The following is a 25638-nucleotide window of genomic DNA, read 5'->3' on the forward strand; positions in this document are numbered from 1 at the left end:
ATTTATGATTTACGAGTTTAAATTAACAAATTTTAAAAATAGACAAATAAGAAAAAGGCTTGTTACTATTGCCTTTTGTCTTTTGTCTATACTCTCTTTTTCTCAAGTTAAATTTTCAATCGATTCAACAAAAATTAAAATAGGTGAACAAATTACCTATAAAATTGAAGTTGAAGCAGACACTACAGATTTAGTAGTTTTCCCAGAAGGGCAAACATTTACGCCTTTAGAGATGATTGAGTCTTATAAAACAGATACAACTAAAAACAAGGCTAAATACAATCTGATAAAAAAATATGGCTTAACACAATTCGATTCTGGCTCATATACTATACCAAGACAAAAAATTATAATAGGCACAAAAACTTTTTATACAGATTCATTAAAGGTACTTGTAAATAATATAAAGGTAGACTCTACAAAACAAGGGTTGTATGATATAAAACCATTCATACAAGTAGAAAAAAGCACAAGTAACTGGTGGAAACCTTTACTATATATATTAGCAGCCTTACTAATTGTTGGTTTCTTGTTGTACTGGTTTATATGGCGTAAAAAACCATTAACAGAAGAAGAAGAAATTGCATTACTACCTCCTTATGAACGCGCTAAACTAGCTTTAAAAAAATTAGATGAAAGTGACTTTTTAATGCAAGCAGAATTAAAAGGCTACTATTCTGAATTGACTTTTATTATTAGACGTTATCTGGACGAAAAAGTTTATGATAGAGCTTTAGAGAGCACTACAGATGAGCTTGTCTCTAGATTAAAGCTACTTAAAGATGGTAACCAAATTGAATTGAGCCATGACGATATTAGAAACATTGAAACCATTCTTAAGCGTGCCGATTTAGTAAAATTTGCCAAATCAGAACCAGATATCGAATTAGCCAAAATTGATAGAAATACTATTGATATAGAAATTGACCATGTAAAAGAAGCACTACCAGAACCTACTGAAGAAGAAAAGCTTCTCGACAAACAATATAAAGAAGAACAAGAACGTAAAAAGAAACGTAAAAAAATTATTGCTACAGTAGCAATTAGTGTGTTTTTATTATTTGCAACGCTTACAGGCTTTATCATAAAGTATGGATTTAACTATGTTAAAGACTCAGTTTTTGGTCACGAAAGCAAAGAATTATTGGAAGGCGATTGGGTAAGAAGTGAGTATGGTGTGCCACCTGTTATAATTTCTACACCTAAAGTTTTAGAGCGAATGGAAGTTAAAGCTATTGACACTATTCCAAATGCTAAAACAACATATTTTAATTACGGAACACTGTTAAGCTCATTAAACATTGGTGTTAGTACAACTAAATTTAACTTACCAGATTCAACCAAAATAGATTTAAATCTTGCAGTTGAAAGTGGTTTAAAACTTCTTGAAAAAAACGGTGTTAAAAATATCATTACTAAACGAGAACAATTTATTACGCCTAATGCAGCAGAAGGCTTAAAAGTACATGGAACTGCAGATTTCCCTCGTCCACTTTCATCAGGCTATCAAAAAGGGAAATATACATTTCTATTATTTACATCAGGCAATGTGCTTCAGCAAGTAATTATGGTTTGTGAAGATGACGATGTTTATGCTAATGATATATTGGAACGTATTTTAAATTCAGTAGAACTTAATAAGGCAGAATGATGTTTGAAGGCATAGAATTTTTAAATAAAGAAATGTTTTGGCAGTTTTTATTACTTCCATTAGCAATACTATGGTATGTTTTTAAACACAAAAAACAAACTGCAGAACTTAAAATATCTAGTATTAAAGGTTTTAAATTAACAAATAGTTTTTTACCAAAAATTAAACACCTTCTTTTTGCATTAAGATTATTAGCACTAGCATTATTAATTACAGCTATTGCACGACCAAGAACATCAGATGTATCTTCTAAAACTAAAACCACAAGAGGTATAGACATTGTAATGGCAATTGATGTATCAGCAAGTATGTTGGCAAAAGATTTATTACCTAACCGATTAGAAGCCTTAAAAAAAGTTGCAGCTCAATTTATAAAAGGACGTCCTAACGATCGTATAGGTATTGTTGAATACGCAGGAGAAAGTTATACCAAAACACCTATTACTAGTGATAAAGCCATTGTTTTACAGTCGCTAAACAATGTTGAATATAATACTGTTATTGAAGGAGGAACTGCTATAGGAATGGGACTTGGAACAGCAGTAAACAGAATTAAAGATAGTAAAGCAAAGAGTAAAGTCATTATTCTATTAACAGATGGTGTAAACAATTCTGGGCAAATAGATCCAAAAACAGCTAGCTCCTTAGCTGTAGAATACGGAATTAAAGTATATACAATAGGATTAGGTACAAACGGAATGGCATTATCACCAATTGGTATAACGCCAAACGGAGCGTTTCAATATGGTCGAGTACAAGTAGAAATTGACGAAGCGCTTTTAAAAGATATAGCTAAAGTTACAGGTGGTGAATATTTTAGAGCTACAGACAATAAAAAACTAGCTGAGATTTATAACGAAATTAATAAACTCGAAAAAACTGATGTTGAAGAATTTAAGTTTACTAACTACGAAGAAAAATATCGTCCGTTAGTATTACTTGCTGGTTTACTATTATTAATAGAAGTGCTTTTGCGCTCAACATTATTTAGAAGTTTTATATAAAGAAGATTAAAAACTAAAGCATGCAATTAGAAGAGAAAATATGGTTTTGGGTTTTAGGAGTAATTCCTGTAATCTTTCTATTGTTTTTAGTACTTCAGCTCTGGAAATATAAAACGCAAAGCAAGTTTGCTAATAAATCTATGCTTAAAAAATTAAGCCCAAATAGATCTATTTTCAAATCTGTTTTAAAAATGTTAGTACTATGTTTTGTGTTCTTCTGTCTAGCTATAGCATTAGTAAACCCTAAAATTGGAACAAAATTAGAAACTGTTAAACGCGAAGGTGTAGATATTGTTTTTGCAGTCGATGTCTCTAAAAGTATGCTAGCCGAAGATATTGCACCTAACCGATTAGAAAAGTCAAAACAATTAGTAACTCAAATTATAAATAATCTAGCAAGTGACAGAGTTGGTATAATAGCATATGCAGGGAAAGCATTTCCTCAACTACCAATAACAACAGATTACTCTTCCGCTAAAATGTTCTTACAAAGTATGAACACTGATATGTTGTCATCACAAGGAACAGCAATTAACGAAGCTATAAAATTGGCGCGAACCTATTATGATGATGATGAGCAAACAAATAGAGTTCTAATTATTATTTCAGATGGAGAAGATCATAGTAATGTTGCTGCAAATGTTGCCGAAGAAGCCGCAGATGAAGGCATAAGAATATTTACTATAGGAGTTGGAGATATAAAAGGTGGTCCAATTCCAGAAAAGAGAAACGGAATCATTCTTAATTATAAAAAAGACAATAATGGCGAAACCGTTATAACACGCTTAGATGAAGAGACTCTTAAAAACATTGCTACAGAAGCCAATGGCGCATATATAAATGGTAGTAATACCAATAAAGTAGTAGAAGAGATAAGAGATATTCTTAATAAAATGGATAAAAAAGAATTCGAAGCAAAGCAATTTGCCGATTTCGAATCGCAATTTCAATGGTTTTTAGGTGCTGCTATTTTCTTTTTATTTATTGATATATTCTTATTAGAAAGAAAAACAGGGTGGCTTAAACGATTGAATTTGTTTAACGAAAACCTATAAAACATTTAAGAAAACATTATAATTATTGTAGCATTAGATTTTTTAGTTTTATAAAATATTTTAAATGAAACACTTAGTAATCATATTAATCGCATTAACAAGCATCTTTTCTTATGCACAAGAAAAAGATGAAGAAAAACTATTGGCAATAAAAAAGGCCAATAACTATGTTTATGAAGGTAATGAGCAAGTGTCTCAAGATAAATATATTGCTGCCGAAATGGAGTATCGTAAAGCCATTTCTGAACAGCCAGCAAATGTAGCTGGAGCATACAACTTAGGGAATTCTTATTACAAGAAAAATAAATATGATGAAGCCTTGTATCGTTATGAGCAAGCGGCAAAAAATTCAACTTCGAAATCAGAAAAACATAAGGCTTATCATAATATTGGGAACATTTTAATGAAAAATAAAAAATGCAAAGAGGCTGTTGAAGCTTTTAAAAATGCATTACGAAACGACCCAACAGATGATGAAACTCGCTATAATCTTGGTTTAGCTAAAGAATGTGCCGAACAACAAAAAGACGACGACAAAGGAAACGATAAAGACAAGGACAAAGACAAAAAGGACGAGGATAAAAAAGACCAAGATAAGCAAGACAATAAAGACAAAAAAGAAGGCGACGATAAAAAAGATGAAGAAGGGAAGCCTAAAGATGATAAGCAAGATAAAGGCAAAGGTGACGAGAAGAAAGATGAAAAAAAACAACAACCTCAACCTGGTCAATTATCTCCTCAACAAATAAAAAACTTGCTTGAAGCAATGAATAATCAAGAACAAAAAGTTCAGGAAAAAATAAATGCCGAAAAACAAAAAGGTGTTAAAGTAAAAACAGAAAAAGATTGGTAAATCAAACTTTTTAGTGAATTAAAATGAAACTTATTAAATACATATCATTATTTCTAATTCTGTTTGCAACAGGATTCGCTTCTGCTCAAATTAAATTTGAAGCAAAAGTGAGTAAAACTAAACTTGGCGTAAACGAACGATTAAGAGTAGATTTTGAAATGAATAAAGATGGCGATAATTTTAATCCACCAGATTTTGAAAATTTTACAGTTATTGGCGGACCAAACACTTCGGTTAGTAATTCTTGGGTAAATGGTGTTCGTTCTTTTTCTAAAACATATAGCTACTTTTTAGCTCCAAAACGTCAAGGAAAATTTAGTATAAAACAAGCCACGATTGAGATTGATGGTGAAACTTACAAAACGCAAGTTGTTACTGTAGAAATTACCTCAGCTGTAGAAAGGCCAAACGATCCTGATAATGCTATAAACGTAGCCGATGATAATATTCACTTAGTTGCCGAAATTTCTAAAACAAATCCATATCTCAACGAAGCTATAACAGTAGTTTATAAATTGTACGTATCACCAAATACTGGTGTTAGCAACTGGCGAGAAATTGACAATCCAAAATTTAATGATTTTTGGAGTCAAAATATCGACATGAAAGGCGTAAAAGTTGAAAATGGAACCTATAAAGGTGAAGATTATCGTTTTGTTGTACTACGTAAAACTGTTTTATATCCTCAAAAAACTGGAAAACTAGAAATTGAACCTCTGAGTTTAGATCTTACTGTTGAAGTACCAACAAATAGACGTGATATTTTTGGTGGTCGTTTAATGACACAAGTACATAAAACAGTTTCAGCAGGAAGCAATACTATAACAGTTAAGCCTTTACCTGAAGAAGGTAAACCAGATAATTTTACAGGAGCTGTAGGTAAGTTCGACTTTAAAATTACTACATCTAAAACCACTTTAAATGCTACCGAATCGCTTCAGGCAAGAGTTGAAGTAAGTGGAAATGGAAATTTAAAATTGTTTCAATTACCAAAACTAACCTTACCAAGTTCCTTAGAAGTTTACGAACCTGAGCATGCTGAAAATGTCAATACTAATTTAAATGGTATGCAAGGAAATATTTCAGATAGCTATACAATAGTTCCTCAGTTTAAAGGTAAATATCCAATACCAAATGTGTCTTTTTCGTATTTCGACCTAGAAACTGGAACCTACAAAACAATGTCATCTGGCGAAATTATTATTGACGTATTAGAAGGACCAACAAACAACTCAAATTCTGATAATAATTTTGCATCAACAGGAGCAGAAAAACAAAAAGTTGTCTTAAGTACTAATCAATTTGCATTTATAAAAAGCGACCCTAATTTAACATGTACACAACCAAGTTATTTCTTTAAATCTACTTGGTTCTGGACAGCTTTATTTGCGCCACTTTTGGCAATCCCTTTAGCCATTGTTTTTAGAAAAAAGAAAGCAGAACGTGATGCCGATGTTTTTGGAAACAAAGTGAGAAAAGCAGATAAACTTGCAAGAAAATATTTAAGCGAGGCTAAAAAAGCACTTGGGCAAAAAGAAGCGTTTTATATAGCTCTTGAAAAAGCATTACACAATTACTTAAAAGCAAAACTTTATATTGAAACCAGTGACTTAAGTAAAGATAAAATTAAAAGTTTACTTCTTGAAAAAGGAGTTGATGAGTCTAGTGTAATAGAGTTTAATAGTATTCTTAAAAATTGTGAGCTTGCTAGGTATACACCAATTACAAATGTTGAAATGCAAAATGACTATGAAAAAGCAGCTAGCACAATTTCAGTAATTGATAAACAAATGAATTAAGATGAAACAGTTAATTTACATTTTTGCATTTGTATTCAGCACAATTACCTTAGCTCAAAACGAAGTTTTGTTTGAGCAAGCAAACTCCTTATATAATGATGGTAATTATTCTGAAGCTATAAAAAAATATGACGCTATTTTAAAAAGCGGCAAACATTCTGCCGAATTATATTTTAACCTTGGTAACTCTCATTATAAACTCAATCATGTAGCTCCAAGTATTTATTATTATGAAAAGGCTTTACAATTAGCTCCAAATGATAAGGAAATAATAAATAATATTGCCTTTGCTCGTAATATGACTATAGATGCTATTGACACTATCCCAGAAGTAGGTTTCTCAAAATGGATAAAAAATATTACAAATACATTCTCATTTGAAACTTGGGCAAAAATATGTGTTGTATTAATGTTGCTATTTGTGATTTTGTTTTTGATATATTACTTTACATACTCAACTGGGAAAAAGAGATTAACATTTGTAGGTAGTATTACAACACTAACCCTTTCTTGTTTGGCTTTAGTTTTTGCATTTCACAAGTACAACTTAACTAAAAATGATAAACCTGCTATTGTATTTACTCAAGAAAGTAAAGTAAAAAGTGAACCAAACTTAAGAAGCACAGAAGCTTTCACTCTTCATGAAGGCACAAAGGTTCAAGTTTTAGACACTGTAAACAATTGGAGAAAGATAAAATTAGCCGACGGGAAAATTGGTTGGATTTCTTCAGAAGACATTAAACTGTTGAATAACTTTTAAAAATTATTTAACAATTAAATACAAACTTTGTCTTATTTTCGCGCTTTAAGTTAATTAGATGTACAAAAAATCGATAGCAACTTTTTTTATTATATTATTTATGGGCTTCATAATAGCACCATCAATAATTGTTGCTTTTGATAATTCAATAGACATCTCTATTATTTATTCTTTAAACGAAGAAGAAGAAAAGGGAAGTGAAACACACAAAAATATTGTAGTTGTGTTTTCTAAAAACAATCATCTTGAATTATCTCTCTTATCTACTAATCTTAAAAATAAGCCTGGATACTTTTCTAAAAAGTACCCAAAACCACATCTCAATCTCATTTCTCCACCTCCAGAAGTACACATTTTATAAATCTGATAGGATTTTTTAATCCAAATTGAAAGTCAAATTTAAACTCAATCTTAATAAGGTTGAGATAATCTATTTATTTATAAAATGTTTAAACATATTAAAAGTGACTTACCAGCGAGTATAGTCGTATTTTTTGTTGCATTACCACTTTGTCTTGGTATTGCTTTAGCTAGTGGTGCACCTCTGTTTTCTGGTCTTATTGCAGGTATTGTTGGAGGTGTTGTTGTAGGATCATTAAGTGGTTCTAAAATTGGAGTAAGTGGTCCAGCAGCTGGTTTAGCTGCAATTGTATTAACAGCTATTGGAACTTTAGGCGCTTATGAAAATTTCTTAGTTGCTGTAGTTTTAGCAGGAATTATACAGTTAATTTTTGGCCTTTTAAAAGCTGGTATTATTGGTTATTATTTTCCATCATCAGTAATTAAGGGTATGCTTACTGGTATCGGAATTATTATTATATTAAAACAGATTCCGCATTTTTTTGGTTATGATGCTGATGCCTCAGGCGATTTTGGCCTTTTCCAATCTACAAGTAAAAATACTTTTACACATATTTTTGGGATTGTTAAATATATAACCTTAGGTTCAACTATTGTTGGTTTTGTAGGATTGGGAATTTTAATTTTTTGGGATAAAGTATTATCAAAAAAATCGAAGATATTTCAAATTATTCAAGGCCCTTTAGTTGCAGTTGCTGTAGGTATTATATTTTATGTATTAACTAAGTCTAACGACACATTTTCTATCGCAAAATCGCATTTAGTTAGTGTTCCAGTTCCTGAAGATGTTACCTCTTTTTTGGGACAGTTTAGTTTTCCAAATTTTATGGTTATTACAAATCCTGATGTTTGGGTAGTAGCATTCACATTAGCTTTAGTAGCAAGTTTAGAAACTTTGCTTTGTGTTGAAGCAACTGATAAGTTAGACCCTCACAAAAACGTAACTCCAACCAACAGAGAGTTATTTGCTCAAGGAACAGGGAATGTAATTTCAGGATTAATTGGTGGACTTCCAATTACACAAGTTATTGTAAGAAGTTCGGCAAATATTCAATCTGGAGGACGTACAAAACTTTCAGCCATAGTCCATGGACTTTTGCTTTTAATATCTGTAGTTTTAATTCCTAGATTGTTAAACATGATTCCCTTATCAGTTTTAGCAGCTATTTTATTAATTGTAGGTTACAAACTAGCAAAACCAGGATTGTTCAAAAAAATGTATGATCTGGGTTGGAAGCAATGGATTCCATTTAATGTTACAGTTTTTGGTATTGTATTTATTGACTTACTATACGGAATTGGACTAGGATTAATGGTAGGGATTGTAGTTATTCTTATCAAAAGCTATCAAAATTCGCATTTTCTTCATAAAGAAGATGTAAGCAATGGTATCCAAAAAATGAAGATGACCCTAGCCGAAGAAGTTACCTTTTTCAATAAAGGAGCTATTTTAAAAGAATTAGATAGACTTCCTCATGATTCATATTTAGAATTAGACGTCAGAAAAACTAGATATCTAGATAATGATATTATTGAGATTCTTGATGATTTTGCTTTTAAAGCAAAAGAACGAAATATTACTATAAAATTAATTTCAGAACGTGGTACTATTGAAAATCCACCAAGTTATTTGGAGTTTTTTAAATTAAGACCGCAAACAGCATAATAAATTATAAACTTTAAAATTAAATTAAAATGAAAGCGCATACAAGAGAAACACAGGCAACAATGACTCCTCAAAAGTCATTACAGTATTTAAAAGAAGGAAACTTAAGATTCCAAAATAACTTAAAAGCAAATAGAAACTTATTAGAGCAAGTTAATGACACGAGCGATGGTCAATTCCCTTTTGCTACAATTTTAAGTTGCATTGACTCTAGAGTTTCAGCAGAATTAGTTTTTGACCAAGGATTAGGTGATATATTTAGTGTTCGTATTGCAGGTAACTTTGTAAATGAGGATATTTTAGGTAGTATGGAATTTGCATGCAAATTGGCTGGTACAAAACTAATTGTTGTTTTAGGACACACTGCATGTGGTGCTGTAAAAGGTGCTTGTGATGATGCAAAAATGGGTAACTTAACGAAGTTAATTGAGAAAATCACTCCTGCTGTAAATGCTGTAAGTGAGCCAAAAGATGTAAGTTTAAGAAACTCTAAAAATGCTGAGTTTGTTGATACTGTTGCTGAGAAAAATGTTCAGTTAACTATTGACAGAATTCATGCAGAAAGTCCAATTCTTTCAGAAATGGAGAAAAATGGAGAAATAATGATTGTTGGAGCCATGTATGACATTAACACTGGTGAAGTCAAATTTTTATAAAAAGCTGAAAGAAATTGACAAAAAAAAGAAAAATAATTAAATTTAAAACGGCAGCATTGGTAACTATGCTGATGCTGCCTATTTTCACTATTGCGCAAGACAGTAATTTTGGTAATTGGATGATTTATTTTGGAAATAAGCAATTGAACTCCAAATGGAACCTTCATCATGAAGTGCAATACCGAAATTACAACGCCATTGGTGATTTAGAGCAATTACTGTTACGCACAGGTTTAGGATATAATTTAACCGACAATACAAACATATTAATGGGTTATGGTTATATTTTATCTGAAAACTATATTGCAAATACAGATGAAAAGTTTCAAGTTAATGAGCATCGTATCTATCAGCAATTAATTACAAAACAGAAATTCAAAAATATAACTATTCAGCATAGATATAGATTTGAGCAACGCTTTGTAGAAGATGATTTTAAATTACGATTTCGTTATTTTTTAGGGGTTAATGCACCTTTAAGTAAAAAAGAAACCAATAAATGGTATCTTTCAGCTTACAACGAATTATTTATAAATACAGAATCATCTGTTTTTGATAGAAATCGATTATACGGAGGATTAGGTTACAAGATTAGCAATTCTGTAAGAATGGAATTGGGCTATATGAACCAGTTTTTTGAAACCAGTAGCAGAGACCAGTTTAACATAATCACATTTGTGAATTTTTAAAAAAAGTATAACCAACTAAAACAACAAAAAATGAAAAATTTATTTTCAAACATTAAAGGAGATGCCTTTGGAGGTATCACAGCAGGAATCGTTGCTTTGCCTTTGGCATTAGCATTTGGTGTTTCCTCTGGATTAGGACCTAGTGCAGGACTTTACGGAGCCATATTTTTAAGCTTTTTTGCTGCTTTATTTGGTGGTACAAATACACAAATTTCTGGTCCAACTGCTCCAATGACTGCTGTTAGTATGGTTGTAATTGCTGGAATAATTGCTGCAAATGATGGTGATATTAATAAAGCATTACCAGTAATTTTAACAGTATTCCTTTTGGCTGGACTTATACAAGTTGGACTTGGGTTTCTAGGATTTGGAAAATATATTAAATACATTCCATATCCTGTTGTCTCTGGTTTTATGACTGCAATTGGTGTAATTATTTTGGTGACTCAAATTTTGCCTGCTGTAGGTTATTACCCAAAAGAAGATATGCCTTATGTAGAAACCTTTAAGCCTCAAGCAGAAGAAATCATTCTTGAAAACATATTAAAAGAAGAAGCAGGTGAAGGCATTTTGGTTCTTGAAGATTTTAAAGAAACTATTAATAGAGCAGAAAGCATTTCGCAAGATGATATTTTAAAAGAATCTAAAACACTAGCCGCAAATAATGCTTCAGGTGTTTTAGGAGCAATAAAAGTATTACCTCAAGCATTAAGGAACATAAGTTGGTTAGAACTTATACTAGCTCTTTCAACCATTTTTATAATCTACGGATTTAAACGAATTACAACAGCTGTCCCAAGTACATTGGTGGCTTTACTTGTTGTTTCAGGTGTGGCAGTTGGTTTCGGTTTAGATTATCGTCCAATTGAAGAAATTCCATCAGGACTTCCAATTCCAAATCTAGAAATTATTACAGGATTTAGTTTAAGTAGCCTTACGCCTTATGTTTTTACTGCACTTACATTAGCGCTTTTAGGAGCCATTGACTCATTGCTTACAAGTGTTGTAGCTGATAATATGACCAAAACAAAACACCAACCTAATAAAGAATTAATAGGTCAGGGAATTGGTAATAGTATTGGAGCAATTTTTGGTGGTATTCCTGGAGCAGGAGCTACAATTAGAACTGTTGTAAATATTAAATCTGGAGGAAAAACTAAGTTGTCTGGAATGATTGCTGGTATTATGTTATTATTCATTTTATTGGCTTTAGGTCCAGTTGCCTCAAGAATTCCGGCTGCTGTGTTAGCAGGAATTTTAATAACAGTTGGTATTGGTGTAATGGACTACAAAGGTTTAAAAGCTATTCCTAGTTTACCACGAGATATGAAGATTGGTCCTTTAAAAATCAGTTCTGAAGTAGTTATCATGTTAATTGTACTTGTACTTTCTAGCTTATGGAATTTAGTATATGCTGTAGGTATTGGTCTAATTATAGCTTCGTTAATGTTCATGAAAAAAATTGGCGATTTAACTGCTGAACGCTCTGATGTTAAATCTTTACTTAAAGAAAAAGCTTGGGATGATGAAGTTGATTTTCCTGAACGATTAAAAGAAGAAGTATTTATAAAACATATAAAAGGACCATTGTTTTTTGGATCTACAAGTGATTTTCAACAATTAGCTGCTCAAATACCTAAGACAGCCTCTACTGTTGTAATAAGGTTAGGTAGAATGCAATATATGGATCAGTCTGGTTTATATGCAATGGAAGACGTTTTAGTAGACTTAAGAAAAGATAATATTAATGTACTTTTTGTAGGCTTATTAAGACAGCCACAATATATGATGGAACGAATAGATATTATTCCAGATTTAATTCCAAAAGAGCATATATTTACTACTTTTAAGGATTGCCTTACTTGGATTAAAGCTAATGTTAAGGATAAACATTAAATATATCTCTTATGAATTTAGACAGAGTATTTGAAAACAACGAAGTGTGGATTAAAGAAAAACTATCTACAAACCCAAAATACTTTGATGAATTAGGAGAAGGTCAGAGTCCTGAACTTTTATTTATTGGTTGTTCAGATAGTCGTGTTACAGCAGAAGAGTTAATGGGACTTGGTCCTGGTGAAGCCTTTGTGCATCGAAACATTGCAAATATGGTTTCTGGAACAGATTTAAATGTTATGTCTGTTGTAGAATATGCTGTAGTGCACTTAAAAGTAAATCATGTGGTTGTTTGTGGTCATTATGCTTGTGGAGGAGTAAAAGCAGCCATGCAATCGGCCGATTTAGGTATTTTAAATCCTTGGTTACGTAATATTAGAGATGTATATCGTCTTCATAAAAATAAGCTTAACGCTATAGTCTCTGAAGAAGATCGTTATGACAGATTTGTTGAATTGAATGTTCAAGAACAATGTGTAAATCTTATTAAAACAGCTGCAGTACAAAAGGCTGTAAGAGAAAGAGGCTTAAAAGTACATGGATGGGTTTTTGATATTCATACTGGGAAACTTGTAGATTTAAAAATTGATTTTGAAGCTATTCTCGAAAACATTAGAGAAATTTATCATCTAGATTAACATAAAAAAGCCACTCAAATTGAGTGGCTTTTTTTATTTAAATAGGTTTAATCCAAAGTAAGTGTTTCCACTTTTCCTTTTCTTTTAAAACAAGAGCTATGTTAACTAAAAACAATCCTCCTGTTTGTATAAGTTCTCCTATTTCATCTGCTTCAAGAAATAAATGGAATAAGAAAATGTGTAGTGTTATTGGTAATAAAAATAAGGCTCCGATAAATCCAGTGCCTTGGATAATTAAAAGAAAACCAAAGATAAGTTCGCAAATTCCTAACACTTGCCAGAAGTAGCCAGTTTGTTTTGCGCCACTTATATACAATACTTTTTGAAGTGTAGGCTCTTTATCAGGAGCAGAAAATTTTTCTGCCTTTTCTAAGACTTCAATAGAGCTTGGAATTGGCTTTTCAAACTTTTGAATTCCGCCATAAATCATGAATCCTCCTAAGAGTAAACGAAGTACAATAAATAAAATGCTAATTGATTTTTTCATAATTAAAATGTTGTAACACCTGTATTTGGTTGATATACATAATTGAATGTGTAAAATTGAGAATTGCTTAAATCATCATTTGGTTGGCTGTTTTCGTAATAGCTCAAAATTTCCAATTTAGCATATCTACCATCATTGGTTTTTACAACAAGAATTTTTCCTGCAATTGGAGAAATAATATGTGTTGATGGATTATAATGATACCATCCATTATCGGAACCTGTTGGTATTGCTAAACCGTTTGCTGAACTATCAGATGTGAATAGCTCTGTGTTAACTTCTGTAATACCTGCTAAAGTTCCTGTAACAATATAAGCACCAGCATTTGCTGTTCTTATTGGTTGATCTGCTGCAGTAGCTTCGCCACCATTTACAATAATTGTTGAGCCTCTAAATGCAATATCCCAATTATCGCTTGTTGTGGTTGTGCCTGTTTCAAAAGAAAATTTAATGTAATCACCAGTAATTGTTGGAGGATTTGTTGAGTAATCAGCAGTTTGTGTTGCTTGTAAGTTTGAAACTGTTTCAGATTCTATTTCTAAAACTGGTGTAGAATCATCATCATTACTACAAGATGTGAAACCAATAAAAAGTGTTACTAATGTTAAAAATTTAAATGTGTTCATAGTGTTTATATATAATTATTAAAATTGAATGTTTAATTTTCCGTAAATAATCCGACCAGAAATATTGCTAATGTTTTGAGTATCTGTAAAAGCAAAAACGTTATCAATACCAAAGCCTAATTTGTAGTTTTTATAAAGTGTTTTATTAATTGCAAAGTCCCAAATACTATAACCTTCAACAAAGTCATCATAGGTATCTAAATAGGCGTTTCCATTTGTATCGTACAATCCATATTTGCTCCTGTAAGTGCCACGTATATTGGCATCTAAATTCAAAGTTGTGAATTCGTAAAATACTTTCAGGTTTGCCATATGTCGAGAACGATTGTATAACCCAAAATAATCATCTCCTTTTAGCTGAAATGAAGGAGAACTAGGCGTTTCTCTTGCATAAACTTCTCCATTTTTAAAGGCTTTTTCTGCTGTCTTATCTTTTGCAAAAAGCAATTGGTAACCACCTGTAATTTTTAAGTTGCTATTCGGTTTCCAAGTAGAGTTGAATTCTAAACCTTGTGTGTAAACCTCGTGTACATTGTAGTAACTAAATACATTTTGCCCATTAGTTTTATTTGCAATAACTCGTGTGTCTATTAAGTCTTCAATAGTGTTTCTAAAGACATTAAGATTTAGTTTTATTGATGAGATTGGATTGTAATATAAGCCTATGTTGATACCAATTGAGTTTTCAGGATTTAATTCATCTTCAAACTCAGAAAGAGGTACTATTATATTTGCGATCTGCCCTTCGGCTTCTAATTCAGGAATTTTTGTAGTTACTGCATTATACCCTAAAACGGTATACCCAACGGTTGCGTTTGTAAAATCGAAATATAATTGTCTAAAATCTGGCGCTTTAAAACCGTACCCAACAGACGATTTAATTGCTAATTTTTCTGATAATTTATAACGCAAAGCAACTTTTGGGCTGAATTGAGATTTATATGCGCTATGATTATCAAAACGAGCGCCAAAAATAATATTCATTTTCTCGGTAGGATTGGTGTCATATTGTAAATAGGCGTAAGGCGAATTAAACTCTGGTTGCGTAGAAAAATCGGTTCTGGTTAAAGTTTCATGGTTCCAACCTAAACCAGCTATAAAAGCAGATTTTTCTGTTGGATTATAAGTTGCTCTAATTTCTGGACGAACTAATAATTGATTAAAATTACTATCACTAAAACGAGAGGTATCAGTATTATTCAAATATTCATCAGCTTTGTATCGTGTGGCGTAAAATTCAAAATAGCTACTCCATTTTTGGCTATATGTATGGCTTAATTTTAAATGAGTATTCCATTCGTTTACATTGCTTTCGCCTTTTAAATCTTCTGAAGCTATGTAGTCTTGGTTTTGTGTGTAGTATCTTCCAGATAAGAATAAGCTGGTATTATCATTAAAATTATAGTTCAGTTTTGTGCTTAATGTATAATTTGAATAAGGCTCAATCGTGTTTAATGCATCATTTTCATTTAAATCATAACCATCACTTTTAAAACTATTAAGAAAAGTACTTATTGAAAAATTTTCTTTTTTATACCCTAGATTTAAACCAGTATCGTAAGTATTAAATGTTCCAACACGAGAATTTAAATCTCCTTTAAAATCATATTTAGGATTATCTGTTATAATATTTATAACACCACCAAGAGCTTCGCTGCCATATAAACTAGACGATGCGCCTTTAACAATTTCTATCTGTTTAATATTACCAACACTTACTCTACTAATATCTAAAGTACCAGCAGAACGACCTATAAGTGGCACACCATCAACTAAAATAAGGGTGTATTGAGAATCTAACCCTTGAAGCTGAATCCCTTCTCCTCCTCCAAAATCTGGCACAGTAATAAGTCCTGTTTGCTCGTTTAAAATGTCGCTTAAACGCGATGAATTAACACTTTGAATCTCTTTTTTTGATATCAATTGTGCAGGTAAGGGTAAAGATGATAGCTGCCTGACAGTTCGGGTTGCCGTTATAATGACTTCTTCTAAAGATTCAATTTTGGTCGAATCTTGTTTAGTTATAGTTTCTTCTTGAGAAAATGAAAAGCAACTAAAAAAAATTAAAAAAAAGATTGAAATATTATTTTTATTTAGACTCATTCTATATAAATTTGTCGCAAATATATAAGTTATTTTTATTCAATCTAAATAAGAATAATAAAAATTTTAATTTTTTTAATCTCAAAAATCAAACACTTTAAAAATGAAACGATTAACACTTTTATCAATTTTTTCATTAGCATTTATATTAAATGTTAATGCACAAAGCAAAAAAAATCAAGATCAAAAAGCTATAAAAAGCATGTGTGGTTGCTATGAAGTAAGCTTTAATTTTGCTGAAACTTTTCAATACTCAAACGATTCAACTTATAAAGCCTCTGATGTAAAACATGATACAGGTTTAGAATGGGTTGAACTATTAGAAGATTCTGAAAACAAAATTGTAATGCAGCATTTATTAATAGTTGGAAAACCAGAAGAGCAACATGTTATTAAACATTGGAGACAAGATTGGTTGTTTGAAAACACTAACTTATATACATATAATGCTGACAATAAATGGAATTATGTTAGTCTTCCTAAGAGTCAAGTAAAAGGACAATGGACACAAAAAGTGTTTCAGGTAGATGATAGTCCGCGTTATGAAGGTTCAGCTACATGGATTCATGCAGATGGGAAAAGTTATTGGGAAAACACAACAGATGCTCCCTTACCAAGAAGAGAATATACAAAACGTAATGACTATAATGTAACTGTTAGAACCAACAAACATGAAATTACTAAATATGGTTGGATACATGACCAAGACAATGATAAAGTAATTAGAACGACAGGAAAAGACGATGTTGTTTTAGCACAAGAAAAGGGACTAAACACTTACACAAAAGTAGACGACAGTAAATGTAAATCTGCTCAAGATTGGTGGAAAACAAATAATCAAAATTGGAAGTTGGTACGCAATAAATGGGATGAAGTCTTTAATAGAAAAACAGATCTAATTTTAGAAGAAAAGGTAGATGAAAAACCTCTATATAGTATATTATTCTCAAAAGAATTTTCGAATAAAGAAGAAGATATAAATAGTATTATTGAGGCTTTTGTAAAAAAATCTTAATAGTGATTAGTTAATTTTTTGCCACTTTTTCAAAATCTTGAGGAAGTGGCTTTTTTATACAGTTTCTTCAGGTGTATTGCTATTTTCTTTAATCTCTTTTTTATTCAAAATACTAGGGAAAATCTTAGGCGCAAATCCTTTAACAGGTTCGTAAAGTATAGAATCTTCTAAAGACTCTTCATCTGTAAAGGGGATAGTGCTATTTAAACTATCAAACACTATTAAAACAACGCTTAATATTAACCCTATTTTTAAGGCACCGAAAAGTCCTCCTAATATTTTATTTATAATTCCTAAAGCTGCAAAATCTGCTAATTTAGTTAATGCCTTTCCTGCTAAAGCAATTACCAAAACTATCACAACAAAAGTTATTGCAAATGCAGTAATGTTAATTGTTTTCTCACTCCATTCTGTTTTATCCATCAAAAAATTAGCCGCAAAATCACTAAAGTGTATCGCTCCATAAACACCAGCTACCAAAGCAACTAAAGAAGCGACTTCAACAAAAAGACCATTTATTAATCCTCTTACCAATCCAAAAAGCAATAAAGCTGCCAAAACTATATCTAAAACACTCATATCGTATAGAATTTTATCAAATATAAGTTAACTTTGCGACTTTCTAATTAATGCGATTTTCACTAAAGTGAAAAAATATATATGTCAAGAGACGAACAATTAAAACAACGTTGGGATTTAGTGGTCCAAAAATTATCTGCTCAATTTGCTGAAGGCGATACATTAGATTTGGATGCCATAATTTACCTCATTGGAGTACAAGAATTAGGTCAGCTACATAGTAAATTTAAAAAAGACCATAAGCTAGACCTTATGCATATTGCTATTTGCCGCCTTTTAGAACCTTATGGTTATTATGAGTTTGATTTTTATGATGATGACAAATGGCCGCATTATAAGATAAAAGAACAATTACCTCCATTAAAAGCAGGTGAACAAAGCATCTTAATGAAAGAAGCTATCGTTAACTATTTTCTGGAATCAGAATATATAGAGTAAGATTTACTAAATTTGCAGTCATTTTTTGAATTGATACCATGATAGACAAGATAAAAGAACTTATTGCTGAAGCAGAGTCATTTAAAGCACAATCTAAAGACGAGATTGAAGCATTTCGTATAAAATACTTAGGCAAAAAAGGATTGCTTAACGATTATTTTGCCGAATTTAAAAACGTAGCCAACGACCAAAAGAAAGAATTCGGACAGGTAATTAATGCGCTTAAAAAAACCGCTGAAGACAAAGTAAATGCTTTAAAAGAAGAGCTAGAAAGCAAAGAAGAAGTAAAAGGTGTTTATGGTGATTTGTCTCGTCCTGGTGAGCCTGTTCAACTTGGTGCTCGTCATCCTATATCTATTGTAAAAAACCAAATTATTGATATCTTTTCTCGTATTGGATTTAACGTGAGTGAAGGTCCAGAAATTGAAGACGATTGGCATAATTTTACAGCTTTAAATTTACCTGAATATCATCCTGCAAGAGATATGCAGGATACTTTTTTTATTCAAACCAATCCAGATATTTTATTACGCACACACACAAGTTCTGTACAAGTACGTTATATGGAAAACAACAAGCCTCCTATTCGTACTATTTCTCCAGGTCGTGTGTATCGTAACGAAGCTATTTCGGCACGTTCGCACTGTTTTTTCCATCAAGTAGAAGGGTTATATATTGATAAAGATGTAAGCTTTGCCGATTTAAAACAAACACTCCAATATTTTACAACCGAAATGTTTGGGAAAAGTAAAATACGTTTGCGTCCATCATACTTTCCGTTTACAGAACCAAGTGCAGAAGTAGATGTATATTGGGGACTTGAGACTGAAGTAGATTACCGAATTACCAAAGGAACAGGTTGGTTAGAAATTATGGGGTGTGGTATGGTTGATCCTAATGTTTTAGAAAATTGTGGTATAGACTCTAAAGAATATTCAGGTTTTGCTTTTGGTATGGGAATCGATCGTATTGCGATGCTTTTACACCAAATTGGAGATATTAGATTATTAAGTGAAAATGATGTTAGATTTTTAGAGCAGTTTAAATCATCTATCTAATTCATGAAAAAAGACATTCAAATTCCAAAAGTTGAAGATGTTTATGTTGCAGTGGTTTATGAGTATAATGATATTTATAAAACCAACGATTGGAATGCCTACATTATTAATGATAAAGATGTCGATTTAGATGTTGTACTTATTGTAACCAGTGGTTATTCTGATAAAAAAATGACGTCTATTTTCAGAAAAAAACTAGACCATCTTCCTAAAAAAAGCTACGCTAAAATTGAGCTAATGCAAGAAGATTTGTTTGCATTAAACAACGAATTTAAAGTTACTTTTTTTGAAGGCAACACTATGTTTGAAAAAACATATTTGTTCAGAAAAAACACTATTAACGAGCGTGCTTTGCAAACCATTCCTTTAATGAAAGTAAAGGGTGTTTTGGTGAAGTAACAGATTAACGCTTAATAAGAGATGATAAATTTTTAATCATTAAAGTATTATTGTGAGCTTTAAGATTTACAGTGTTCTCTCTAGATTTCATAGTTGCTGATTTAGCAACGGTTGTCTGTTTTGGGGTTAATTTAATTACTTTATTGGTTTTCATTTTTAGATGATAATTGGTCTATTCGGTCTTGTATTCTTTTAGATGCTTGTATTTCTCTATAAAAAAGTGCTTGTAAAGATAAGCTATTAATAGGTTGTAATTTTGATTTATCTCTATTCTGACATAACGATTTTCCAGAAATTTTATTTTTTCTTGAGCGATTTTTATTAAAGAAAGATAAGTATTTTTTTGGAGAAATCCCTTCAAACATCAAAATTTGTACTTTGTCATTCTTTGAATCTTTTGTTAAGATAGTATCGTCAGTTATGGAATCACTATGTAAATCTATCCCTTTACTTTTAATGTAAGGCTCAATATAATAAAGCTTTATAATTCCTGCAGCAATTATATGTCTAACACAATTATGACATGGATATGTAGTGCAGAATAATGTGCTTCCTCTTAATTTAACACCATTTAAATTAGCCGCATTGAGAATAGCATGCATTTCCGCATGTACTGACCTAGAAAATTCAATAAGAGTTTTTATCGATGAACTTAATAAAACTTTATTCAAAACATTTAATATTTTACTTTTCTCTAAATCATCGGAAACAACTTTATCTATTTTTGCTTTAAAATCGTCTAATATTACATTTCTTATGTTCTCTTTGTTAGAATCATTAAAACATTGACCTTTAATATAACATCTATTGTCAATTTTAGATTCGTGTGTATATAAATTCCCTCCATATTTAGGAACGTCATTCCAGCCAACTGATATTAACTCATCTTCATTCGAAATTATAGAAGCTCCAACTTGTCTAGAGAGACAAGCAGAATTTACAGAAGCAGATTTTGCCTCATACATAGCTCTTTCTTCAATTGTAGGTGTAATGAGTTCGTTCTCAAAAATTATATTTGTAAATCTTTCTATTTTACTTTTAATCTCAGTTTCATTTTTTTTATCTACTTTAATAAAAAAATCTGCATCCACATAAACTTCTCTAACTTGTTGACCACTTTCTTTAAATTCCTGATACTCATCAATGTTTATTATTTCTATGGCCTCATTTTTAGCTATATTAGGAATTGAGATGTTTTGAATTCGTTCTGAACGTGGTGTAAAAACACTAATTAAATAAAAGGCATCACCATAAATATCTCTTAAAGCATTTAATTCTTCTTTATGTTTAATAGAATCAATTATGTAGCATTTTCTTTGCGAAGAAATATTAGAAAAATCTTTTTCCCCACTAATTTTGAAAATTTCCATTTTTGAATTTGCTATTTCTGAAACAGACAGATTTACGAGATAATCTTTCCCATAAATTTCTCTTAAATGATTTCCTTTTTCAATCTTCCTAACAATAGTATTATATCCAGATGTTTTGTCTTGAGAGTCATTATATTTAAAATTAGGAGCATCAGCATCATCAATATGCTTACTTAATTTTAAATCCATGAATTCATAACCATATGATTTCAATTCGGATTTCAAGGCTTTAATGACTAAATCTTTTTTTGCTCCAATTTGGGAGCAAATGCCTAAAACTAGTTCAGATGTATGAGTTTCTTTAACTCTTTCAGACGTGGTTTTGTCTGAGTTTTTTGAAATTTGATTATCTGAAGACTGATTATTTAATTTTCTTGCAATACTCATAAATTGTATGAAATTTTCCTACAATAATAATTATTTATTTTGAATATCAGCATTTTAAGCCCTAAACTATAACTAATCCAACTTATCGGTCAATTTTTTAAACGTTATTTTAGGGTCTTTCCCTTCATATAAAATGCCATAAACTGCCTCTATAATTGGTAATCGTGTTTTCTTTTTATTCTTTTCATTTAACTGATGAGCACTTTTAGTGGCATAATAACCTTCGGCAACCATACTCATTTCCATTTGTGCAGATTTTACTGTGTAACCTTTACCAATCATATTACCAAACATTCTGTTGCGAGAAAACACAGAGTAACCTGTAACAAGCAAATCGCCTAAATACGCAGAGTTGTTAATGTTGCGTTTCATCTTGTGCATCTTTTTAATAAAACGCTTCATTTCTCTAATTGCATTACTCATCAATACACTTTGAAAATTATCTCCATAACCTAATCCGTGAGCAATACCAGCAGCAATAGCGTAAATATTTTTAAGCATTACTGCATATTCAGTACCTATAATATCGTCACTGATTTTGGTTTTTATATAGTCGCTAGATAAGTTTTTGGCAATGTCTTTTGCTTTTGCAGCATCAGCACAAGATATTGTTAAATATGATAAACGCTCTAAAGCTACCTCTTCAGCATGACAAGGTCCAGCTATAACAGCAATATTTCCAAAAGGCACATTATATATATCATGAAAATGTTCGCCAAGTAGTTTGCCAGATTCTGGTAAAATTCCTTTTACTGCAGATACAACTGTTTTCTCTTTAAGATCAATTGTTATTTTATCTAATTCATCTTGTATAAAAGCCGATGGTATTACAAATATTAGTACATCTGCGTAGGCTGCAATCTCATTAATATCATTGCTTAACTTTAATTGTTTTGTATTAAATTCAACCGAACTCAAATAACTTGGGTTATGCTGCTCTTTTAATAAATGCTCTTTAATGTAAACACTACGCATATACCATCCTACTTCATCTAAATTTTCACATAACATTTTTACTATAGCAGTTGCCCAACTTCCAGACCCAAAAACAGCATATTTTACTGACTTACTCATATAATTTGCATTAATTAATCACTCCAAAAATACATAAAATTTGAGTCTTAAGGGTTATCAAAAATTGAAGGTGTAATAATTTTTGGCACGCGTTTTGAAACCTCATCTATTATAACCCTAAAATTGTTAGATTATGAAGACAATAAAATTACTTTTCGCATTTGCTTTATCAGCAACATTATTTACTTCTTGTTATACAGAAGTATTAGTAGATGATCATAATAATAACAATATATCGCTAAATCAGTTATTAAGCTCATATGAGTTATGGTATGTAGATATTAATCAAACCATTGGTCATGGAGAAACTCCTTTTTTACAAATTGCATTTACAATGTCGTTTAGAAACGGAACCGTTTTTGCTAATAACAATTTAGTTGGCTTTGGAAGCCAAGGAAATGGCTATGGAATAGATGTTGGAAGCTATCAGGCTTATGATATGATTTTAGATATCTACCACGATATTGATGGTTATAATACTTTTGACGTTTACCAAATAGATAATAACACTATAGAATTATATAACCCATTTAATGATACTTCATACTTTTTACACGGTTACCAACGTAGCACGTTTGATTATGACTATGTGTTTTATGATAATATTCATTATTTCTTACAAGAGTATGAAGCATGGGAAAAAACATACACAAGCCAAGTTGGAGCTATAAATGAATTTGATAACGAAAACTACTTACAGTTTTTAGCAGGTGGAAACGATTCAACTTTTAGAAGCTCTCAAGACACAAACATTGGGAACCCAGATAATATTTATTGGGATTACACAGGAGTTTACGGCGTTGGAGACATCTCAAATAATATGTACTTAAAAACATTAACATTAGATTATGATTTTTTTGACAATGAATTTTTTGAGTTGAGCGTTATTAATGATCAGAGAATAGAATTATACCATCCTTCATCAGGAACTTTTTATGAGTTTACAGGAAGAGGATATATACAATATTTAAGAGAAAGTAACGCTAAAGGCGAAATCACTAAAAAAACGACAGAGCCTAAAAAACGTAAACAAAAAACCGAGAAAAAAGATAATCCTCGTATAAGTAATAGAAACTAGATTTTGGTTGGTTATTTAGTTTCAAAAGAAACGCTCACTAATGTATTTTAGATGAGCGTTTTTTCTTTTTATAAAATTCTTATTGGCTATATATTGGAATTGAACAAGAATTTCTTGAACTTTACGTAAACTGATAACTCTTTTAAAACTAACTATTATGGGATTATTTTCATTTATTAAAGATGCTGGAAATAAGATTTTTGGCATAAATAAAAAAAAAGCTGCTGCTAAAGAGGCAAACACTAATGCAAAAGCAAATGCTGCTGCTGAGTTGCTTAAAGAAGAAGAAAATGCTGCACTTAAACTTGAAGAAACTATTAACGATTTACAACTTAAAGTTGATGGTTTAAAAGTGAAAATTAAAGGCGAAATGGCGACTGTAAAAGGTATAGCCCTAGACCAAACAACTAAAGAGAAAGTGGTTTTAGTGGTTGGTAATAATGAAGGCATTTCTGTTGTTGATGACCAAATGACTGTTGAAAACCCTGAGCCTGAAGCTCAGTTTCATACTGTTATAAGTGGTGATACATTAGGTAAAATAGCAAAGAAATATTATGGCAACCCAATGAAGTATCCTATTATTTTTGAAGCTAACCAACCAATGCTAACTGATCCTGATAAAATTTACCCAGGACAAGTATTACGAATTCCGCATTTGGGTTAGGCTATTACAACTTACTTAACTCAACTTCTAAAGTTTCAACATCTGCAGGCTTTGCAATTATTTTTTTGTCTTTGTCTAATACAAAATAGCTTGGTGTTGCTTTTATTCCGTATTCGTTAGCTATAGTGTTATCCCACTTTGCTAGTCCTAAAACATGAATAAACTCTGGGTAATTTGTTATTGTGTTTTTCCAAGTTGAGTCATCATCTTCAAGCCCAATAGCTATTACTTTTAAATTTTTAGGATGTGCTTCAATAAATGCTTTTACTTTAGGAAGTTCGTCTAAACAATGAAAACAAGTACTACTCCAAAAAATAATTAAATAGTGGTCTGCACTATCTAGCTTGTGTAAAGATGTTTCTGTTATTTTTCCATTTTTTGAAATTTTAATTGGAAAATCGATAGCCACTTCGCCTAATGAATTATCTCTGTATGTAACAATAGTTTCTAATAAGTCATTATTATTACTTTGCTTGGCTATTTCTAATAAGTAAGTATTAGTTATGTAGTTAGCAACATTAGATTTTTCAAGCTCTACAAATCGCCACCAAAGCATTTCTAACAATATGGACTTAACTCCAATTTTAGTAGTGCTAATTGCTTTTGCTATATCATCAACATGTTGGTTGAAGGTGGTATCTTCTGTACTTGACGACATTCCAAAAACGTAAGCTAAAATTCTATCGGTTAAAAAATTTGAGCTTTGTAGTAACTCATTATTAAAATCTACGCGCTGCAAATAAGTGTTTTTTAAATTTTTAGAATAGGTTGAAATATCTTCAAACTGTGTTGGTATATAAGGCTCGTTAGCTTTAATAAAAACATTAGCCATTGTGCCTTTTGAAGCCTCATCATAACCTTTTTGAGTATCAGAAAGTGTATTGAAAATATCTTCAAAGGCCTTTTCATCTGTACTTTCTTTTGCGTAAAAATTACTTATTGCTGCGTTTATCAACTCCATACTTTTCGTATAAGAAGCCCATAATTCGTTTTCATTAGATGCTGTAAAAACCAAACCTTCTTCTAAACTAAAAGTTAACTTTACGTCTTCTTTTCCGCTATATATTAAATCGAAATTATTTTCCTCTTGTGGCAATGCGTATACGATTTTATAAATACCTGCTGGAGCGTTAGCATCCATCTGTATTTTAAAACTACCATCCGATTGTACTACTCCTCTATTTACATACTCAGTACTTGTTGGACTTGATTTATACAACATAGCAAATGAGAATTTTTCTGCTGGTGTAAAAATGCCTTCAATACTATGCTGTGAAAACATAAGTACTGGTAGTAACACTAAAAGAAATACACTTTTTTTCATTCTATATAT

The 25638-nt window shown here is 31.1% G+C and carries 25 protein-coding genes; 18 read left to right on the forward strand and 7 right to left on the reverse strand.

The features are described from left to right. Window positions 1-4 precede the first annotated feature (4 nt). From IEW41_RS10440 to IEW41_RS10495, 12 genes are all read left to right on the forward strand, one after another. Window positions 5-1651: a BatD family protein gene (locus IEW41_RS10440; RefSeq protein WP_188606309.1), complete on the forward strand. Its 1647-nt coding sequence runs from the start codon at window positions 5-7 to the stop codon at window positions 1649-1651. Then, window positions 1651-2655: a vWA domain-containing protein gene (locus tag IEW41_RS10445; RefSeq protein WP_188606456.1), complete on the forward strand. Its 1005-nt coding sequence runs from the start codon at window positions 1651-1653 to the stop codon at window positions 2653-2655. Before IEW41_RS10440 ends, IEW41_RS10445 begins: the two co-directional genes overlap by 1 nt. A gap of 20 nt (window positions 2656-2675) precedes the next feature. Then, window positions 2676-3710 (forward strand): VWA domain-containing protein, encoded by a 1035-nt coding sequence (locus IEW41_RS10450; RefSeq protein ID WP_188606310.1) that lies wholly within the window; start codon window positions 2676-2678, stop codon window positions 3708-3710. Between the two features lie 64 nt (window positions 3711-3774). Next, window positions 3775-4563, forward strand: a complete 789-nt coding sequence (locus tag IEW41_RS10455; RefSeq protein WP_188606311.1) for a tetratricopeptide repeat protein — start codon at window positions 3775-3777, stop codon at window positions 4561-4563. 23 nt (window positions 4564-4586) lie between these two features. Next, the gene (locus IEW41_RS10460; RefSeq protein ID WP_188606312.1) at window positions 4587-6362 is read left to right on the forward strand and encodes a BatD family protein; all 1776 of its coding nucleotides are present in this window, start codon (window positions 4587-4589) and stop codon (window positions 6360-6362) included. A gap of 1 nt (window position 6363) precedes the next feature. Beyond that, complete coding sequence (locus tag IEW41_RS10465; protein WP_188606313.1) at window positions 6364-7122, forward strand: tetratricopeptide repeat protein; 759 nt, start codon at window positions 6364-6366, stop codon at window positions 7120-7122. A 100-nt stretch (window positions 7123-7222) separates the two neighbouring features. Then, a complete protein-coding gene (locus IEW41_RS10470) occupies window positions 7223-7483 on the forward strand; it encodes a hypothetical protein (RefSeq protein ID WP_229660213.1) in 261 nt (86 codons plus the stop codon). Window positions 7484-7567: 84 nt separating this feature from the next. Then, the gene (locus IEW41_RS10475) at window positions 7568-9148 is read left to right on the forward strand and encodes a SulP family inorganic anion transporter (RefSeq protein ID WP_188606315.1); all 1581 of its coding nucleotides are present in this window, start codon (window positions 7568-7570) and stop codon (window positions 9146-9148) included. 29 nt (window positions 9149-9177) lie between these two features. Then, window positions 9178-9804 (forward strand): carbonic anhydrase family protein, encoded by a 627-nt coding sequence (locus tag IEW41_RS10480; protein WP_188606316.1) that lies wholly within the window; start codon window positions 9178-9180, stop codon window positions 9802-9804. 65 nt (window positions 9805-9869) lie between these two features. Then, window positions 9870-10493 (forward strand): DUF2490 domain-containing protein, encoded by a 624-nt coding sequence (locus IEW41_RS10485; RefSeq protein ID WP_188606457.1) that lies wholly within the window; start codon window positions 9870-9872, stop codon window positions 10491-10493. A gap of 30 nt (window positions 10494-10523) precedes the next feature. Beyond that, window positions 10524-12389 carry a SulP family inorganic anion transporter gene (locus IEW41_RS10490; RefSeq protein ID WP_188606317.1) on the forward strand — a complete coding sequence of 622 codons (1866 nt, stop codon included), beginning with the start codon at window positions 10524-10526 and terminating at the stop codon, window positions 12387-12389. Between the two features lie 11 nt (window positions 12390-12400). Then, window positions 12401-13027, forward strand: a complete 627-nt coding sequence (locus IEW41_RS10495; RefSeq protein WP_188606318.1) for a carbonic anhydrase — start codon at window positions 12401-12403, stop codon at window positions 13025-13027. Between the two features lie 37 nt (window positions 13028-13064). Here IEW41_RS10495 and IEW41_RS10500 read toward each other — a convergent pair whose 3' ends face one another. From IEW41_RS10500 to IEW41_RS10510, 3 genes are read right to left on the reverse strand one after another with little or no spacing between them, the layout of a single operon-like run. Continuing rightward, complete coding sequence (locus IEW41_RS10500) at window positions 13065-13514, reverse strand: DoxX family membrane protein (protein WP_188606319.1); 450 nt, start codon at window positions 13512-13514, stop codon at window positions 13065-13067. Between the two features lie 2 nt (window positions 13515-13516). Next, window positions 13517-14140 (reverse strand): HmuY family protein, encoded by a 624-nt coding sequence (locus IEW41_RS10505; protein WP_188606320.1) that lies wholly within the window; start codon window positions 14138-14140, stop codon window positions 13517-13519. An 18-nt stretch (window positions 14141-14158) separates the two neighbouring features. Next, a complete protein-coding gene (locus IEW41_RS10510) occupies window positions 14159-16243 on the reverse strand; it encodes a TonB-dependent receptor plug domain-containing protein (RefSeq protein ID WP_188606321.1) in 2085 nt (694 codons plus the stop codon). A gap of 103 nt (window positions 16244-16346) precedes the next feature. Here IEW41_RS10510 and IEW41_RS10515 point away from each other — a divergent pair, with 103 nt between their 5' ends. Continuing rightward, window positions 16347-17258, forward strand: coding sequence for a DUF6607 family protein (locus tag IEW41_RS10515; RefSeq protein ID WP_188606322.1), 912 nt, complete (start codon window positions 16347-16349; stop codon window positions 17256-17258). Window positions 17259-17312: 54 nt separating this feature from the next. Here the strand turns inward: IEW41_RS10515 and IEW41_RS10520 are convergent, their stop codons facing one another. Further along, on the reverse strand, window positions 17313-17837 hold the full coding sequence (locus IEW41_RS10520; protein WP_188606323.1) for a CvpA family protein: 525 nt from the start codon (window positions 17835-17837) through the stop codon (window positions 17313-17315). 81 nt (window positions 17838-17918) lie between these two features. Between IEW41_RS10520 and IEW41_RS10525 the strand changes: the two genes are divergently transcribed. The 3 genes from IEW41_RS10525 to IEW41_RS10535 are packed head-to-tail and all read left to right on the forward strand — an operon-like array spanning window position 17919 to window position 19732. Next, entirely contained in the window at window positions 17919-18275 is a 357-nt protein-coding gene (locus tag IEW41_RS10525; protein ID WP_188606324.1) for a hypothetical protein, read from the forward strand. Between the two features lie 38 nt (window positions 18276-18313). Then, window positions 18314-19333 (forward strand): phenylalanine--tRNA ligase subunit alpha, encoded by a 1020-nt coding sequence (gene pheS, locus IEW41_RS10530; protein WP_188606325.1) that lies wholly within the window; start codon window positions 18314-18316, stop codon window positions 19331-19333. Between the two features lie 3 nt (window positions 19334-19336). Further along, window positions 19337-19732: a hypothetical protein gene (locus IEW41_RS10535; RefSeq protein ID WP_188606326.1), complete on the forward strand. Its 396-nt coding sequence runs from the start codon at window positions 19337-19339 to the stop codon at window positions 19730-19732. Between the two features lie 140 nt (window positions 19733-19872). Here IEW41_RS10535 and IEW41_RS10540 read toward each other — a convergent pair whose 3' ends face one another. Together IEW41_RS10540 and IEW41_RS10545 are read right to left on the reverse strand one after the other, a co-directional pair. After that, window positions 19873-21489, reverse strand: coding sequence for an anti-phage dCTP deaminase (locus tag IEW41_RS10540; RefSeq protein WP_188606327.1), 1617 nt, complete (start codon window positions 21487-21489; stop codon window positions 19873-19875). A 72-nt stretch (window positions 21490-21561) separates the two neighbouring features. Further along, window positions 21562-22563: an NAD(P)H-dependent glycerol-3-phosphate dehydrogenase gene (locus IEW41_RS10545; protein ID WP_188606328.1), complete on the reverse strand. Its 1002-nt coding sequence runs from the start codon at window positions 22561-22563 to the stop codon at window positions 21562-21564. 133 nt (window positions 22564-22696) lie between these two features. Here IEW41_RS10545 and IEW41_RS10550 point away from each other — a divergent pair, with 133 nt between their 5' ends. Together IEW41_RS10550 and lysM are read left to right on the forward strand one after the other, a co-directional pair. Next, on the forward strand, window positions 22697-23641 hold the full coding sequence (locus IEW41_RS10550) for a nicotinic acid mononucleotide adenyltransferase (RefSeq protein ID WP_188606329.1): 945 nt from the start codon (window positions 22697-22699) through the stop codon (window positions 23639-23641). Window positions 23642-23798: 157 nt separating this feature from the next. Next, window positions 23799-24305, forward strand: a complete 507-nt coding sequence (gene lysM / locus IEW41_RS10555; protein ID WP_188606330.1) for a peptidoglycan-binding protein LysM — start codon at window positions 23799-23801, stop codon at window positions 24303-24305. Window positions 24306-24309: 4 nt separating this feature from the next. On the opposite strand, the gene IEW41_RS10560 is transcribed toward lysM, so the two are convergent. Beyond that, window positions 24310-25629 (reverse strand): TlpA family protein disulfide reductase, encoded by a 1320-nt coding sequence (locus tag IEW41_RS10560; RefSeq protein ID WP_188606331.1) that lies wholly within the window; start codon window positions 25627-25629, stop codon window positions 24310-24312. Window positions 25630-25638: the final 9 nt, after the last annotated feature.

The organism is Aquaticitalea lipolytica (assembly GCF_014641635.1).
GTDB lineage: Bacteria > Bacteroidota > Bacteroidia > Flavobacteriales > Flavobacteriaceae > Aquaticitalea > Aquaticitalea lipolytica.